At 62.6% G+C, this 15,220-nt stretch carries 13 protein-coding genes and 1 pseudogene; 5 read left to right on the forward strand and 9 right to left on the reverse strand.

The genetic code is table 11. The features are described 5' to 3' along the window. Positions 1 to 173: 173 nt before the first annotated feature. Positions 174 to 563, reverse strand: a complete 390-nt coding sequence (locus PFZ56_RS22075; RefSeq protein WP_258379777.1) for a hypothetical protein — start codon at positions 561 to 563, stop codon at positions 174 to 176. Between the two features lie 188 nt (positions 564 to 751). On the opposite strand from PFZ56_RS22075, the gene PFZ56_RS22080 reads away from it, so the two are divergent. Then, a complete protein-coding gene (locus tag PFZ56_RS22080) occupies positions 752 to 2,971 on the forward strand; it encodes an OsmC domain/YcaO domain-containing protein (RefSeq protein WP_170003919.1) in 2,220 nt (739 codons plus the stop codon). A 202-nt stretch (positions 2,972 to 3,173) separates the two neighbouring features. Here PFZ56_RS22080 and PFZ56_RS22085 read toward each other — a convergent pair whose 3' ends face one another. Continuing rightward, positions 3,174 to 3,539: a hypothetical protein gene (locus PFZ56_RS22085; protein ID WP_170003917.1), complete on the reverse strand. Its 366-nt coding sequence runs from the start codon at positions 3,537 to 3,539 to the stop codon at positions 3,174 to 3,176. 84 nt (positions 3,540 to 3,623) lie between these two features. After that, positions 3,624 to 5,198 (reverse strand): sensor domain-containing diguanylate cyclase, encoded by a 1,575-nt coding sequence (locus tag PFZ56_RS22090; RefSeq protein WP_170003915.1) that lies wholly within the window; start codon positions 5,196 to 5,198, stop codon positions 3,624 to 3,626. Between the two features lie 332 nt (positions 5,199 to 5,530). Between PFZ56_RS22090 and PFZ56_RS22095 the strand changes: the two genes are divergently transcribed. Both PFZ56_RS22095 and PFZ56_RS22100 read left to right on the forward strand, forming a co-directional pair. Next, positions 5,531 to 6,121: a hypothetical protein gene (locus tag PFZ56_RS22095; protein WP_262379792.1), complete on the forward strand. Its 591-nt coding sequence runs from the start codon at positions 5,531 to 5,533 to the stop codon at positions 6,119 to 6,121. Positions 6,122 to 6,268: 147 nt separating this feature from the next. Further along, complete coding sequence (locus PFZ56_RS22100) at positions 6,269 to 7,981, forward strand: amidase (protein WP_170003913.1); 1,713 nt, start codon at positions 6,269 to 6,271, stop codon at positions 7,979 to 7,981. A 104-nt stretch (positions 7,982 to 8,085) separates the two neighbouring features. On the opposite strand, the gene PFZ56_RS22105 is transcribed toward PFZ56_RS22100, so the two are convergent. Both PFZ56_RS22105 and PFZ56_RS22110 read right to left on the reverse strand, forming a co-directional pair. Further along, complete coding sequence (locus PFZ56_RS22105) at positions 8,086 to 8,691, reverse strand: methyl-accepting chemotaxis protein (RefSeq protein ID WP_394304659.1); 606 nt, start codon at positions 8,689 to 8,691, stop codon at positions 8,086 to 8,088. Further along, positions 8,671 to 9,399 (reverse strand): annotated as a pseudogene (locus PFZ56_RS22110) (PAS domain-containing protein); the annotation flags it as partial. The gene PFZ56_RS22105 and the pseudogene PFZ56_RS22110, both read right to left, overlap by 21 nt. A gap of 218 nt (positions 9,400 to 9,617) precedes the next feature. Between PFZ56_RS22110 and PFZ56_RS22115 the strand changes: the two are divergent. Continuing rightward, a complete protein-coding gene (locus tag PFZ56_RS22115; protein ID WP_110596888.1) occupies positions 9,618 to 10,115 on the forward strand; it encodes a hypothetical protein in 498 nt (165 codons plus the stop codon). Between the two features lie 147 nt (positions 10,116 to 10,262). After that, positions 10,263 to 10,412, forward strand: a complete 150-nt coding sequence (locus PFZ56_RS22120; RefSeq protein WP_015635448.1) for a hypothetical protein — start codon at positions 10,263 to 10,265, stop codon at positions 10,410 to 10,412. Positions 10,413 to 10,496: 84 nt separating this feature from the next. On the opposite strand, the gene PFZ56_RS22125 is transcribed toward PFZ56_RS22120, so the two are convergent. From PFZ56_RS22125 to PFZ56_RS22140, 4 genes are all read right to left on the reverse strand, one after another. Continuing rightward, a complete protein-coding gene (locus tag PFZ56_RS22125; protein WP_394304451.1) occupies positions 10,497 to 12,623 on the reverse strand; it encodes a TonB-dependent receptor family protein in 2,127 nt (708 codons plus the stop codon). Between the two features lie 154 nt (positions 12,624 to 12,777). Beyond that, entirely contained in the window at positions 12,778 to 13,011 is a 234-nt protein-coding gene (locus PFZ56_RS22130; RefSeq protein ID WP_170003907.1) for a DUF4287 domain-containing protein, read from the reverse strand. Beyond that, positions 13,008 to 13,511 carry a hypothetical protein gene (locus tag PFZ56_RS22135; RefSeq protein WP_170003905.1) on the reverse strand — a complete coding sequence of 168 codons (504 nt, stop codon included), beginning with the start codon at positions 13,509 to 13,511 and terminating at the stop codon, positions 13,008 to 13,010. The genes PFZ56_RS22130 and PFZ56_RS22135 overlap by 4 nt, the downstream gene beginning before the upstream one ends. Positions 13,512 to 13,638: 127 nt before the next feature. Continuing rightward, positions 13,639 to 15,213 carry an FGGY-family carbohydrate kinase gene (locus PFZ56_RS22140; protein WP_102879126.1) on the reverse strand — a complete coding sequence of 525 codons (1,575 nt, stop codon included), beginning with the start codon at positions 15,211 to 15,213 and terminating at the stop codon, positions 13,639 to 13,641. Positions 15,214 to 15,220 lie beyond the last annotated feature (7 nt).

The raw sequence follows: 15,220 nt of genomic DNA on the forward strand, positions 1-15,220 counted from the left end.
CCCGACTGAATCGACGACAGCCCCTGAGCCCGACGAGGCAACGCCAGCGCAGGCGCCGGACAAACCTGCACCGCAAGTGCCGGCGGATGCTGTTGCGCCGCCACAGATCCTTTGGCGCCGCTTGATGCTGGAGCCGTAGGTCCGTCGGCTTTTCTGGCGACAACCCAGGCCGGCTAAACCTCGGCCGACGCCCCCTCATCGGCTTCGTGCAGAATCCGTTCAAGCGCCGGCCGCGTCCACTTTTCCCAAGGCAACTCATCCTGCCCATCCCCCGGGTGACGATACTCTCCGGCATCAAACGCGAGGTAGATGGAAAAGGCCGGCTCGGGCATGTCAGCGTTCAAGGACAGATCAACCATGTCACTGAACAAGGTATTCATGACCGCATCACCGTAATGAAAGTCGCGCCGCCCCTCGATAAAGAGCCGGGCCACCGCCATGGCGACTTGATTGAAAAGAGCACACCGGTCTATCTGCATCCCGTCATACAGACGATTCAGGTCATGGCAGGCGTCGCTTTCGATCGCTTCCAGCACCTTGTAAAGCTCGGCTTCACTCAACATCCTCTGCATCCACTGGCCCACCGTTTGTCCGGGAGGCGCAGATTAACATCCGCCAAACGCCCTGTTCATCGGATCAAGGCCACCGCTTGGCGCCCGTGGGTACGCGCCGGCCCAAAAACCGCCCCACTGGCGCGCAAAATCCCGGATAATGCCCGCCATTTTTTGCTTTGTGATGCCGGTGCCCCCCCATGGAAATCAAGGTCAACTTTCTCGACAACCTTCGACTTGAAGCCAAGTTCGACGACTTCACGGTGGTGGCCGACCAACCGATCCGCTACAAAGGCGATGGTTCGGCGCCGGGTCCGTTCGACTATTTCCTGGCTTCTTCGGCGCTGTGCGCGGCGTACTTCGTCAAGCTGTACTGCCAGACCCGCAACATCCCCACCGACAATATCCGCCTGTCGCAGAACAACATTGTCGATCCGGAAAACCGCTACAACCAGATCTTCAAGATCCAGGTCGAACTGCCGGCGGACATCTCCGACAAGGACCGCCAGGGCATCCTGCGTTCCATCGACCGTTGCACCGTGAAGAAGGTGGTGCAGACCGGCCCCGAGTTCATCATCGAAGAAGTGGAAAACCTCGACGCCGATGCCCAGGCGCTGTTGATGCCGCAATCGGGCGCCAGCGCAGGCACCTACATTGCCGGCAAGGACCTGCCCCTGGAGCAGACCATCGCCAACATGTCCGGGATTCTCGCGGGTCTGGGGATGAAGATCGAAATCGCTTCGTGGCGCAATATCGTGCCCAACGTCTGGTCGCTGCATATCCGCGATGCGCAGTCGCCGATGTGCTTCACCAACGGCAAGGGCGCGACCAAGGAAAGCGCCCTGGCGTCGGCCCTGGGCGAGTTCATCGAGCGCCTGAACTGCAACTTCTTCTACAACGACCAGTTCTGGGGCGAGGAAATCGCCAACGCCGAGTTCGTGCATTACCCGGACGAGCGCTGGTTCCAGCCGGGGCGCAAGGACGAGTTGCCCAAGGAGATCCTCGACGAACACTGCCTGGCCATCTACAACCCCGATGGCGAGCTGCGCGGCTCCCACCTGTACGACACCAACTCGGGCAACATCGAGCGCGGCATCTGCTGCCTGCCCTATGTGCGCCAGTCCGACGGTGAGGTGGTGTACTTCCCCTCCAACCTGATCGAGAACCTGTACCTGAGCAACGGCATGAGCGCCGGCAACACCCTGGCCGAAGCCCAGGTGCAGTGCCTGTCGGAGATCTTCGAGCGGGCGGTCAAGCGCCAGATCCTCGAAGGCGAGCTGGCCCTGCCGGACGTGCCCCAGGAAGTGCTGGCCAAGTACCCGAGCATTCTGGCGGGCATCCAGGGCCTGGAAGAGCAAGGCTTCCCGGTGCTGGTCAAGGACGCGTCCATGGGCGGTGAGTTCCCGGTGATGTGCGTGACCCTGATGAACCCGCGCACCGGCGGCGTGTTTGCTTCGTTCGGTGCTCACCCGAGCTTCGAGGTGGCGCTGGAGCGCAGCCTCACCGAACTGCTCCAGGGCCGCAGCTTCGAAGGCTTGAACGACCTGCCGCAACCGACCTTTGAAAGCCAGGCGCTGATGGAGCCGAACAACTTCGTCGAGCACTTCATCGATTCCAGCGGCGTGGTGTCGTGGCGTTTCTTCAGTGCCAAGGCGGACTTCGAATTCGTCGAGTGGGACTTCACCAGCCAGAGCGGCTTCAGTGAAAGGGAAAAAGCCAGCGCCGAGGAAGCCGCGACCCTGTTCGGCATCCTCGAAGGCTTGGGCAAGGAAGTCTACATGGCGGTGTACCAGCACCTGGGGGCCACCGCCTGCCGCATCCTGGTGCCGGACTATTCGGAAATCTACCCGGTGGACGACCTGATCTGGGACAACACCAACAAGGCGCTGTTCTTCCGTGAAGACATCCTCAACCTGCACAGCCTGGACGAAGACGGTTTGCGCTCACTGCTGGAGCGCCTGGAAGAAAGCGAGCTGGACGACTACACCGACATCACCACCCTGATCGGCATCGAGTTCGACGACAACACCGCCTGGGGCCAGTTGACCATCCTCGAACTCAAGCTGCTGCTCCACGTGGCCCTGGGGCAGTTCGACCCGGCCAAGGAACTGGTGGAGATGTTCCTGCAATACAACGACAACACCGTCGAGCGAGGGCTGTTCTATCAGGCCTTGAACGCGGTGCTGGAAGTGGAGCTGGACGACGAACTGGAGCTGGGCGACTACGAAGCCAATCTGCGCCGCATGTTCGGCAACGAACGGATGGACGCGGTGATCGGCTCGGTGCAAGGCAGCGTGCGCTTCTACGGCCTGACCCCGACCAACCTGCAGCTCGAAGGCCTGGACCGTCACCTGCGGCTGATCGACAGCTACAAGAAGCTGCACGCGGCACGGGCCAAGTGGAGCGCAGCCAACCGCTGACACAGCGCCCGCCTCTGCCTGTACCCGTAGGAGCGAGCTTGCTCGCGAAGCACTCAAAAACGCCGCGTTCACCCAGTGAACGCGGCGTTTTCGTTGACGGCCATCGCGAGCAAGCTCGCTCCCACAACTAGCCAGACGCCCCCTGGCTGATCACACCAGCAGATACCTGAGGAGCGCGTTTGCTCGCTCCGACAGCGACGCGTTAGCCATTGCGCATCCCCGGCGGCCAGGGCTTGCGGTCTTCTCGCTTGGGCGGGCCGTACAGCTCCTGCTCCCATTCCTCGAATGCCGGCACGACGGTGTAGCCCGGATCGCAATACTGGCGAATGTATTGCGCCGCCCGGTACTCGGCGTACTTGGCATTCACCGGTACGCCCTCTTCGTCCAGCTCCAGCACATTGGCAAAAATCGCGTAGGCCATCTCCAGCATGCTCGGCTCTTCGCTCAGGCAACTGCGATAGTCGACGCCTTCCAGCAGCGGGTAGCCGAGGGTGCCGTTGGCGACCCAGAAACTGAAGGTGCGCAACGCCCCGGAAAACTCCGGGCTGAGTTGTTTCGGGTAATGCATGCGGCTTGCCTCTGCTGGGTATCGGACCGGGTGGATTTTCCGGTACTGGCCGCTGTGCAAGCAAGCCGACGGCAGCCGCCGTGTTCAACTGACGGCTAGCGAGCGCTGTTCGGCTACCACGCAATTACGTCCCTTCTGCTTGGCCTGATACAACAACTGGTCGGCCTTTTCCAACGCAGCGGTGATCGAACCACTTCCCGGCTGCCACACGCTGACGCCCAACGAAACCGTAATGTGCCCGACGGTATCGATCTGCGCCGCGGCGATCGAGGCTCGCAGGCGCTCTGCGACATCGGTTGCAGCCCGTAGCGAACTGTTCGGCAAGAGCAGGACAAACTCCTCGCCGCCCACCCGGCACGGCAGGTCGTCAGTGCGCGAGTTTTGCTTCATCAGGTCGGCAATCGCTCTCAGGGTTTCATCCCCCACGCCATGGCCGAAGGTGTCGTTCACCCGTTTGAAGTGATCGATGTCCATGGAAACAATGGCGAACGGCTGATTGGCCTGTTGCCAGTGCGCCAGGGTGTCCTGCATCGCCCGCCGGTTGGCCAGCCCGGTCAGCGCATCACTTTGCGCCTGCTGGTTAAGCCGGCCGATCTTTTCCTGGAGCAGGCTGGTGCCCAGCAGCAGCGCCCGACGAATCTGCCAACTTTCAGAATACTGCGCCGGGATCGCGCTGATGCGCTCATAGCTCTCAGGGCTGTCCAGGCGCTTGGCACTCTCGGCCAGCCGCGACAGCGGCGCCGAAATCCTGGTCCCCAACCACCAGATCAGCACCAGGCCGAACAACGCCAGCGGCAGTATGCCCTTGGCGACTTTGGACATGGTTACCTGCAGCGTGGCCTGGATGTTGCCGAGGGGCTGCTGGGCGATCACCCCCCAACCGCTGCTGGGCACATGGGTGAAACCCGCGAGCATTTCCACGCCCTGGGCATCCAGCGCCTGCAATGAACCCCCGCCCTGGCTCAAGGCCGCATCGACGATCGGGTCCTCGGCAACGATCTGGCCGATTTGCTCGGGATAGGGGTGATAGAGAACCCGCCGATTACTGTCCACCAGATAGACATGGGCGCCATCTTCACGTACCTGCCGGTCCATCAAGTCTTGAAGGGCGTTCTTCTGTTCAAGTCGGATGCTGCCGCCGACCAGCCCCAAGTACCGCCCTTTACCGTCAAACACCGGCTGGGATACAAAAACCAGCAGATTGCCGGCAATGGACTTGAAGGCCTTGCTGATGATCGGTTGACGCAGCCTGAGCGGTGTCTGGTCTTGCAGGGACTGGCCATTGAGATTCAGGTGCTCGGGCATTGAGGCGATGATGGTGCCGGTCGCATTCGTGATCAGTACCGAGTTGAAGCTGTTGTCCTGCCCCAGCAAGCGCCGGGCTTCGCCGACCAGTCGTTGCGAGTCGTCAAAGTCCCCGCCCAGGACAGCGGCGGCATACTTCAAGCGTTCCTGATCGGAACTGAGCACCTGCTCCACACCGGAGGCGATCCGCGCGGCATAGGCCTGGTTGACTTGCAGGGCGTTTTCGATGAGTTCCTGCTTCTGGATCTTGAACATGACCCAGAAGCTGTTGGCCAGGGTGGCTAATGCTGCAAACAGTACGAAGACCAGAATCAGCACACGAAGATTAAGCTTGGGCTTGGGCCGGGTAGGCATGTAAAAAAGTCCGGATGAGCAAGCAGACAGTGGATTTCGATGTTGCGCCAACTGCCTGCCGGCTATGGATCATTCACGTCCGTGCGCCCTAGTCACATGGATAATCATCCGTCGAACATCGTCGAAACGCCTGCACTGTTTGGCTATAAAGGCGTCAGGTGTTAGAGCCGCGCAGTCTACCCGGGTTGCTCCGATTGGCAATCGATAAAATGACCAGGCGTCCAGTGGCGCACGGCCCGTGGTGTTCAGACCCGCCCCAACCCGGCACAATGCGCCACCTCAGGCCAGGGTTGCCCCCCAACCGCCCGCATCACTGATCGCAAGGACCGTCCATGAGCGTCTTCAGCACCTTGTTCGACCCTCTCGAAAAGCCAGCACCGTCGGCCACTGACACACTCCAGGCGCCCCATGAAGAGGATGCAACGGTCGATCCGGCCCAGCCCCAGGAACAGGCCGAGTCCGCCAACCTGGCCCTGCTCGAAGCCGCCGAGGCCTACTTCGCCTTTCACCTGTTCGCCGCCCACTTCCCCAGCCAGGCCGAGGCTGAACGGTTCGCCTTCGAACAGTGGGAGCCCGAACCTGCGGCGGATGCCAGCGACGCCGAATTCAGCGCCTGGGAAGCGCGCAATCCCAGCTGGCGCCTCAGGCAGGAATTGGGCTACTACATGGACGCCGATTTCGTCGAGCTGATCGGCAAAGACGACTGCCCGCAATACCTGGAATCGCTGATCCGCAGTGATGCCGAGCAACAGCGGCTGCGCTCGCGGATCAAGGCGCATTACAGCCACTTCATCATCGTCGGCAGCGAGTCGATTGATGGCGACCAGCGATCGGTTGCCTCCGGGCCCAATCAGCGCCCGCCGCAAAGCACGCCGACGCTGGACTACCTGGGCGAGTTCAACGGTTCCTCTGCCCCGCACTAGATGCTAAAAAGGCCCACAGTTTTCCCTTGCACCCCTTGTCGTGCCCAGCCGTACCACGAGAATCACCATGCACAGCCATTACCCGAACACCCGCGCTCCGTTGCGCCCTCTTGACCTCCTCACCCACCAGCCAACGGCGGTAGCCCCATGATCGAAGTCACCGAAGTGTCCATTGCCGACCTGCGCGCCGCCCTGGAATCGGGCCGGACCACCGCCGTGGAACTGGTCCAGGCCTATCTGGCGCGGATCGACGCCTACGATGGCCCCGATACCGCCACCGCCCTCAACGCCGTGGTGGTGCGCAACCCTGAAGCCCTGAAGGAAGCCGAAGCGTCCGATGAGCGTCGCGCCAAGGGCCAGACCCTAGGCCCACTGGACGGCATTCCCTACACCGCCAAGGACAGCTATCTGGTCAAGGGCCTGACGGCTGCATCGGGCAGCCCGGCCTTCGCCGAGCTGGTGGCCTACCGCGATGCCTTCACCATTGAGCGCCTGCGGGCTGCCGGAGCCATCTGCCTGGGCAAGACCAACATGCCGCCCATGGCCAACGGCGGCATGCAGCGCGGGGTGTATGGCCGCGCGGAAAGCCCCTACAACGCCGCTTACCTGACCGCGCCCTTTGCCTCGGGCTCCTCCAATGGCGCCGGCACGGCCACCGCCGCCAGCTTCGCCGCCTTCGGCCTGGCCGAGGAAACCTGGTCCAGCGGTCGTGGCCCGGCCTCCAACAATGGTCTGTGCGCCTACACACCATCGCGTGGGGTGATTTCGGTGCGCGGCAACTGGCCGCTGACCCCGACCATGGACGTGGTGGTGCCCTTCGCCCGGACCATGGCCGACCTGCTGCAAGTGCTGGATGTGGTGGTGGCCGAAGACCCGGACACCCGCGGCGACCTGTGGCGCCTGCAGCCCTGGGTGCCGATTCCCAGCGTGAGCTCGGTGCGCCCTGCGTCCTACCCGCAACTGGCGGCCGATGCCGCGGCGCTCAAGGGCAAACGCTTTGGCGTGCCGCGCATGTACATCAATGCCGACCCGGAAGCCGGCACCAGCGACAAGCCCGGCATCGGCGGCCCCACCGGCCAGCGCATCCACACCCGGCCCTCGGTGATCAGCCTCTGGGAACAGGCGCGTCGCGCCCTGGAAGCCGCCGGCGCCGAAGTCCTGGAAGTGGATTTCCCGCTGGTGTCCAACTGCGAAGGCGACCGCCCCGGGGCACCGACCGTGTACAACCGCGGCCTGGTCAGCAAGGAGTTCCTGCATGACGAATTGTGGGAACTGTCGGGCTGGGCCTTCGACGACTTCCTGCGGGCCAACGACGACCCCAAGCTCAACCGCCTGGCGGATGTCGACGGGCCGCAGATCTTCCCCCACGACCCCGGCACCCTGCCCAACCGCGAAGACGACCTGGCCGCCGGCATGGACCAGTACGTGACCATGGCCAAGCGCGGGCTCAAGACCTGGGACCAGATCGCCTCCCTGGCCGACGGCCTGCGCGGCCTGGAGCAGACCCGGCGCATCGATCTGGAAGAGTGGATGGATCGCCTGGGGCTGGACGCCGTGCTGTTCCCCACCGTGGCCGACGTTGGCCCGGCCGATGCCGACATCAATCCCGAGTCGGCGGACATCGCCTGGAGCAATGGCGTGTGGGTGGCCAACGGCAACCTTGCGATCCGCCACCTGGGCGTGCCCACGGTGACCGTGCCGATGGGCGTGATGGCAGACATCGGCATGCCGGTCGGCCTGACCTTCGCCGGCCGCGCCTATGACGACTCGAGCCTGCTGCGCCTGGCGTCGGCCTTCGAATCCACCGGCAGCAAGCGCCTGATTCCACCACGCACGCCGGCCTTGTCACCCGCTCGCTAAGCGCAAAGGCCCGGGGCGCCCATGAGGCGCCCCGGGCCTTTACCAGCCTGACAACGCACCACAGCGATGCACCGCCAGGGGCGCGCAACGTTATGCTGCGCAGGCTATTTCAGCTGATTGGCGAAACGCCCCACGGCCCCCACAACCTGGCGCGCACCCTCCTGGATTTCGAGAATCACCGAGCCGGCCTCGTTGGCAAGTGCCAGGCCTTCTTCAGCCTGCCCGCGACTGTTGGCCATGCCGCTTACGGCTGCATCCGCCAGACTCTGGTTCTGCTGTACAACGCTGACGATTTCTTCGGTAGCGGCACTGGTGCGCCCCGCCAACTGCCTCACTTCATCGGCGACCACGGCAAACCCCCGACCCTGCTCACCGGCCCGCGCCGCCTCGATTGCTGCGTTGAGCGCAAGCAAGTTGGTCTGTTGGGCAATGCCGCCAATGGTCTGGACAATCGAGCTGATCAGCAGTGATTGCTTGCCCAAGGCTTCAATCCCGGCGGATGCCGCCTGCATTTCATCCGAGATCATGCGCATCGTTTGCACGGTGTTCTGCACCACATCGGCGCCTCGGCGAGCGCTGATGTCGGTTTGTTGGGAGATCTCGAACGCGATGGTCGCCGCCTCGTTCACCTGCTGCTCGCGAGCCACTTGCTCGGTAATGACCGTGGCGAACTTGACCACCTTGTAAAGGACGCCCTGTGCGTTGTGCACCGGGTTGTAGGTCGCTTCCAGCCAAACGACTCGACCATGGGCATCGACGCGCTTGAAACGGTCAGCCACGAATTCACCGCGATTGAGGGTCGCCCAGAACTCCTTGTAATGACTGGACGCGGCATCGGCTGGGTCACAGAACATGCTGTGGTGCTTGCCTTTGATTTGCCCAAGTTCATAGCCCATTGAGCGCAGAAACTGCTCGTTTGCTTGCAGGATATGGCCTTGAAGATCGAACTCGATCACCGCGGTGGAGCGCAGCAGCGCTTGAATGAACGCCGAATTCTCCGCCGAAGTGTCAACGGTCTCGGTGATGTTCGAACCAAAGGCATGGATACTTTCCAATTGCCCCTGTTGATTGACAATCGGCTGCCAGAGGCCACGAAACCACGACAGTCCGCCATCGGGACGCTGAAAACGGTAAGTATCGATAACCGCGTCGTGGTTGTTCACGCTGTCGAGCAAACGACGATAACAATCCATCTGCCGCACATACTGCGGAATGAAATTGTCGAGCGGTTTGTTCAGCACTTGGTTGGCGCCACACCCCAACATGTTCAGAAAGCCTTCATTGGCATCTATAACGTTGTAGTGGGCGTCAAGGACCGCACGCACAAGGCAAGTCTCAATCCCGTTGAGCAACTGTCGAGCCACTGAAAGCTCCGACTGAAGAGACTGCAACTGCATTTTCAAACGAGTATTGAACATGGGCGCATCCTGCTAAAGGAGAGACTCTTTGCTATCGGCAACCGTTGGGGGTTTGTTTTCAGCTTTTTTTATGCTGCAAAAACACTATAGAAGCATTGTTTGCAGCGCTCCATTTTCTCCCCTGATATAAAGCCATGCACCCAGCCTGGTGGTTACAATCCCCGCGCCACGCCACTAGCGCCCTTCCCCCATGCACCGCCCGAGCCGGACCACTGACCATGACCACACACCGCATTACCCTCGCCAACGGCTGGATTGCCGAATTTGCCGAACAAGGTGAATTCCGCATGGGCGCCATCAGCTGGAACCTGCACCTACGCGGCCCCGAGCAACAGGCCATCCGCTATTTCGAAACCCAGATCGTGCTGGTCAACGACGAGGATGGCGAGCAGGCACGAAATCACATCAGCCTGTCCGAGGACGGGGTCTACGGGTACCTGGGCAACGGTATGAGTCACGGTTGGGTGATCGACTTTTCCCGCGGCATGATCGCGCCCCACCGGGTGACGATTTCCCACTACCACTACGCCTATGACGAATACATTTCGCTGCTGGAGCAACCGGCGTACAAGCGAGTGCGGGAGTACATCAGTGTCATCGGTCGCACCGTCTACCTGACCTTTCCCTTCACCCGGGACGAGGACTTTCCCAAGGTCTGGGAGGAGTACCTGGTGATCCGCCGGCGGCAGCTGGACGAGCTGTATTTTCGTAACTGAGTCAGCGCCAGACGCAATAATGGGAATGGGCCATTAGCACACTCGGGCTAATGGTCCCTGGCCCAGGGCGAGCTTATAGTCCGCACCACCACCCCCTTCAGGATGGCGCTCACAAGAACGTGCGGATTCATAACAAGGAGCTTTCCCATGTCACTCAAGAAAATCGTCTACGCCTCGGCCATCGCCCTGGCGCTCACGGCCTCCAACGCCCACGCCTTCGCCAGCGACTGCGGCGATTCGTTGTGGAAATTCAGCGCCATCGAAGCCCTGACCTGCGTCTTCTCGGGTCAGTGGTAAGCCGCGTCTGCCTGGGCTGACGCTGCCAGGCAGGAACAGAGTGCCCGCTGCTGCGGGCACTTTTTTGCTCTGGGCGCCCAACTCTCAGCGCAGGCTCCAGGACACGCCCAGGTACACCCCCAAACCCTCTCCCGGCGTCGAGCGCGCCGCGTCCAGCCCCTTGTCGTCGTAGCCCGGAGTCACGGTGGCGGCGTAGCGTTTGTCAGTCAGGTTGCGCACATCGACCCAGGTCTGCCAATCGTTCTTTGGCGCGTTGTAGCCCAGGGTGGCGCCGAACAGCGCGTAAGGATCGGCGTAGTAACTGTTGGCGTAATCCACCGCCACCTTGGACACCAGTTGGGTGTTGACGGCGGCGAAGAAACCCAGGGGCCAGTCATAACGCAACTCGCCCTGGTAATAGTGCATCGGCAGGCCCGGCAGGCGGTTGTCGCCAAAGCGCGAATCGTCGCGGTAGTGGAAGTCGCTGAAGGTGTAGGCCTGGCGCAGGCTCAAGCGGCCGACGCCCGGCTGCGACCACAGCTCACTCTGCAGGCTGGCCTCCACGCCCTGGTGCACCGTGGGGCTGGCGTTGAGTTCGTAGGGCGTGGTGGCGCTGGGGTCCGGCAATACCGAGAGCAGTTCGTGGCGCACCTGGGCGTAGTACCAGGCCAGGCTCCACTGCCCCAGGCCACTGTCGCCACGGCCGCCGAGTTCCAGGGTGGTGGCGGTCTGGTTGCGCAGCTTGATCGGATCGCGCTGGGCGCCCGTGGCGACGCCGCTGCCAGCCGGGAAGCGCAGGTTCGAGCTGTAGATCAACGACCAGGGGTGCGGAGCTTCCACCGAGCGGCTGAGGTTGCCAAACAGCTGCACATTCGGTGTCAGTTGGTAGCGCAGGCCCAGGCGCGGCGCGTAGTCCCAATCGCCGAGGCTGGTCTTGCCGCCGCCCTCGGGGTAGGTCACCGCGCTTTCGCGCCGGGTGTAGATGGCCGCCAGCCCCGTGGTCAGCCACAGGTCATCGGCGATCTCCAGATCATTGCCAAAGTGCAGGACCGTGTCCGAGCCCTGGTAGGTGAAATTGCGGATTCGCGTGCCTGGCGCATAGCTGGCGGTGTTGCCTGTGGGAATCCGCACGAACTCGCTGGCCCCGTCATTGGGCAGGTGCTTGGTGACCCGCAGGCCCAGGGTGCTGCGGCTTTCCCGGCCCCAGAGAGTGTCGCGGCGCTTGTAGTCGAAGGTGCCGCTGACGTCGCTGTAGGCCACCTTCAGGCGGTTGGGGCCTTCGCGCAGGTCCATGGGGTAGTCGTGGTAGACCAGACCGGTCTGAATGCTTGAATCGTCGTCGATGTAGTAGGTGGTCTTGTTGCCGACAAAGGTGCTGCCCGGTTGCTTGCGCCGGTCGTCGCGGCTGACATAGGCCGGGTTGGCCGCCCGCGGGTCGTGCTCGATGGAACGTTTGCTGACCCGTCCGGCCAGATCGTTGTCGGTCTCGCGGTAGCGCAGGTAGAAACGCGTTTCCAGGTTCGGGTTGAAGCGGTAGCCGAAGTTGCCAATCACCCCCTTGCTCTGGCTGCGGGTGTGGTCCTGGTAACCGTCGGCGTTGGCGTCGGTCAGCGACACGTAGTAGTCGAAATTCCCCAGCACTTGCCCGGAGCTGAGCTGACGCTGCTGATAACCGTGGCTGCCGGTGGCGTAGCGCACCTGCAACAGCGGTGCGTCGTAGCCGGTGTGGCTGATGTAGTCGATGGCGCCCCCCAGGGCCAGGGCGCCACGGTCGAAACCATTGGCGCCGCGCAGCACCTCTACGTGATCGACCCACAGGGGCTCCAGCAACTCATAGGGGGTGCCGCCGGGGCCGGTCAGGGGCAAGCCGTCGAGCATGGTGTACAGCCCCGAGGCATGGGCCCCCGGCGCGCGGTTGATGCCCGAACCACGGATCGAAATCTTCACCCCTTCGTTCCCGGCGGACTGGGCGTAGACCCCGGGCTGATAGGCCAGCACATCCTGGTTGCTGGCCACCCGGCCTTGCAGCGGTCGGCGCATGTCCACCACATTGCCGGCGCCCGGCACCTGGGCCAGCCGCGCCTCGGCCTCTGCCACCTGCTGTCCCTCAGCGCCCTGCTCCTGCCCCAGGACCTGCGCCGGGGCCAGCTCCACGCTCCGGGTCTCGGCGATTGCCGGGCAGGCAAGGGCCAGGCCCAACAGGGCCGTGGGCAAGGATTTTGGCGAAGACATCGAGAAAACTCCGACAGGCAGAAAGGGGGCAATGCAAGTTGCGACGCAGGAAAGAACCAAGAGAACACAGGGGAATCAGGCTTTTTTTCGCCAGGAAAGCGGATGTCGGCAGTCACACCTTCACTGGCGAAGCCACAGCGTCCAGCACGCAGCGCTAAGGGTTCTTGGCCCTCGCCAGAAAGTGCGCCACCAAGGCATTGGCATGACCATGGCCCATGCCGTGTTCGGATTTGAGCCAGGCCACCAGTTCCATGTGCTTCTTGCCGCTGAGGGCGCCAAGAAGCTCCAGCCAGTGGCTGATGGGCTGACCGTAGTTTTTTTCAATGGAAGGAAAGTACGACGCCGGGCCTTTGACCTGGCTGGCTTGGTTCTTGTTGTCTTCGCTCATGCTTCACCCTGTGCTTTTTTACTGCCCTTGATGTTTTCGATCAGATCGACCACGTAATTCTGGTTGAAACCCGCAACAAAGGACCAGAACAGCAACTTGCCATAGGCGGCGTAGCCGTCAGCGTGCTGGCAGAAAATCACATAGAAGCTGTTCTCGGGGTAGTTGCAAATCTTGTCCCTGACGATCTCGGGAAACAGCTCCCCTTGCACCACGCCGGAGATGAACAGGATGTACAGCAGGCCCGCCAGGATGCCGCCAATGAACGACGGCAGCAGCACATTGAACCAGGAACTGCACAGGCTGATGATCTCCTCCTCGCAAAGGTGTGACAGTTGCCGGTGAAACCCCACGTAACCGCCGATATTGCCGACGATGAACACCACCGAGGGGATGGTGTAACCGTCGGCCATGGCGACCGCTCCCAGGGACGCCGCCAACAGCAGCACAAAGATGATGAACAGTCGCTTCCATAGGATGTTCAGTGCTTCCTGGCGGTTCATGTTCAGCTCGTCGGTTCAGGTTTTCGGAGAGATCCGTCTACCTTGATGACGATAGATGAGCCTTGCCCGGCAGGACCTTTTTTTCGCCAGGGAATCCTTGCCCCTGCGACCTGCGCCTGCCGTGTCCTCAGGCCGGATACCCGGTGATCTCGCGGATGCTCTGATACAGCGGCTTGAGCTGGCGGTACATGCGCAGGTAGACCTCGCTGTACAGCCGCTGGTACATCTGCTGCGCTTGCGGCTGTGGCTCGAACACCGCGCCGACCCGGGTCATGGCGCTGATGGCCGTGGGAAAATCCGGGTACAGGCCCAGGCCCACCGCACAGGCGATCACCGCCCCCAGCCCCGAGGCTTCATAGACGTGGGGGCGCTCTACCGGCAGGCCGAAGATGTCCGCCGTCAGTTGCATCGCCGCATCGCTCTGGGAGCCACCACCGGCCACCCGCAAGCGAGTGATCTTCAGCTTGGAGCGTTTCTCCATGCGTTCCATGCCCTGGCGAAGGGCATAGGCCAGGCCTTCAAGGATGGCCCGGTAGATATGGGCCCGGGTGTGCACATCGCCAAAGCCGATCATCGCGCCCTTGGCTTCCATGCCCGGCTCGCGGATGCCCGGCGACCAGTAGGGTTGCAGGGTCAGGCCCATGGACCCGGGCGGCACCGCCTGGACCAGGGCATCAAACAGCTGTTCCGCCTCCAGCCCCTGCTCGGCCGCCTGCTGCACTTCCCGCAGGCCGAACTGTTGCTTGAACCAGCTGACCATCCAGTAACCGCGGAAGATCATCACCTCGCAGTTGTAGTGGTTCGGCACCGCCGCCGGGTACGGCGGGATCAGCGGCACCACTTCCAGATAGCGGGAACGGGTGGTGGTGATGGTGGCCGTGGTGCCGTAGGACAGGCAGGCCGTGGTGGAATCCTGGACGCCCGAGCCCAGGACTTCGCAAGCCTTGTCGGCACCGGCGGCAATCAGCGGCAGGCCCTCGGGAATACCGGTGTGGCGACTTGCTTCGGCGCTGATCCGGCCCAGGGTTTCGCCGGGTTTGAGCAGGGTCGGCAACTGCTCCTGACGCACCGCCAGGGCCTGCCATTTCCAGTCGCTGGGGGCGGCCCAGCGCAGGCGCTTGTAGTCGAACGGCAGGTACGCCACGCAACAGCCAACGGAGTCGACAAAGTTGCCGGTCAGGCGATGGGTGAGAAAGCCCGACAGCAGCAGGAACTTGTCAGTGGCGGCCCACACCTCGGGTTGCTGCTGGGCCACCCAGTTGGCTTCGGCCTGGGCCCGAAAATAGTCCACTGTGGCCTCGGCGCCGATCAGCTTGAACAGCCAGCCCCAAGGTCCCTTGATGCGGCCCTCGACCTCGGCCTGGCGCTGGTCGAGCCAGAGAATGGCCGGACGCAGGGCCTTACCCTGGGCGTCGACATTGATCAGGGTGCCGCGCTGGGTGGTCAGGGACACGCCGCGGATCTGCGAACGGTCGATACCGGTCTGCTGCCAGAGCAATTGGCAGGCTTCGCCGAGCTTGGCCCAGTAATAGTCCGGGTGCTGTTCGGCCCAGCCGGGCTGGCTTGAAAAATAGGCCTCCAGCTCCACTTTGCCCTTGCCCAGCAGGTTGCCCGACAGGTCGAACAGCAGCGCGCGCACGCTTTGGGTGCCGTTGTCGATCGCCAGCAGGTAGTCCTGCTTATTGTTGTTGTGGTTGTCCATGAGGCTC

This window comes from Pseudomonas danubii (assembly GCF_042980055.1).
Lineage (GTDB): Bacteria > Pseudomonadota > Gammaproteobacteria > Pseudomonadales > Pseudomonadaceae > Aquipseudomonas > Aquipseudomonas danubii.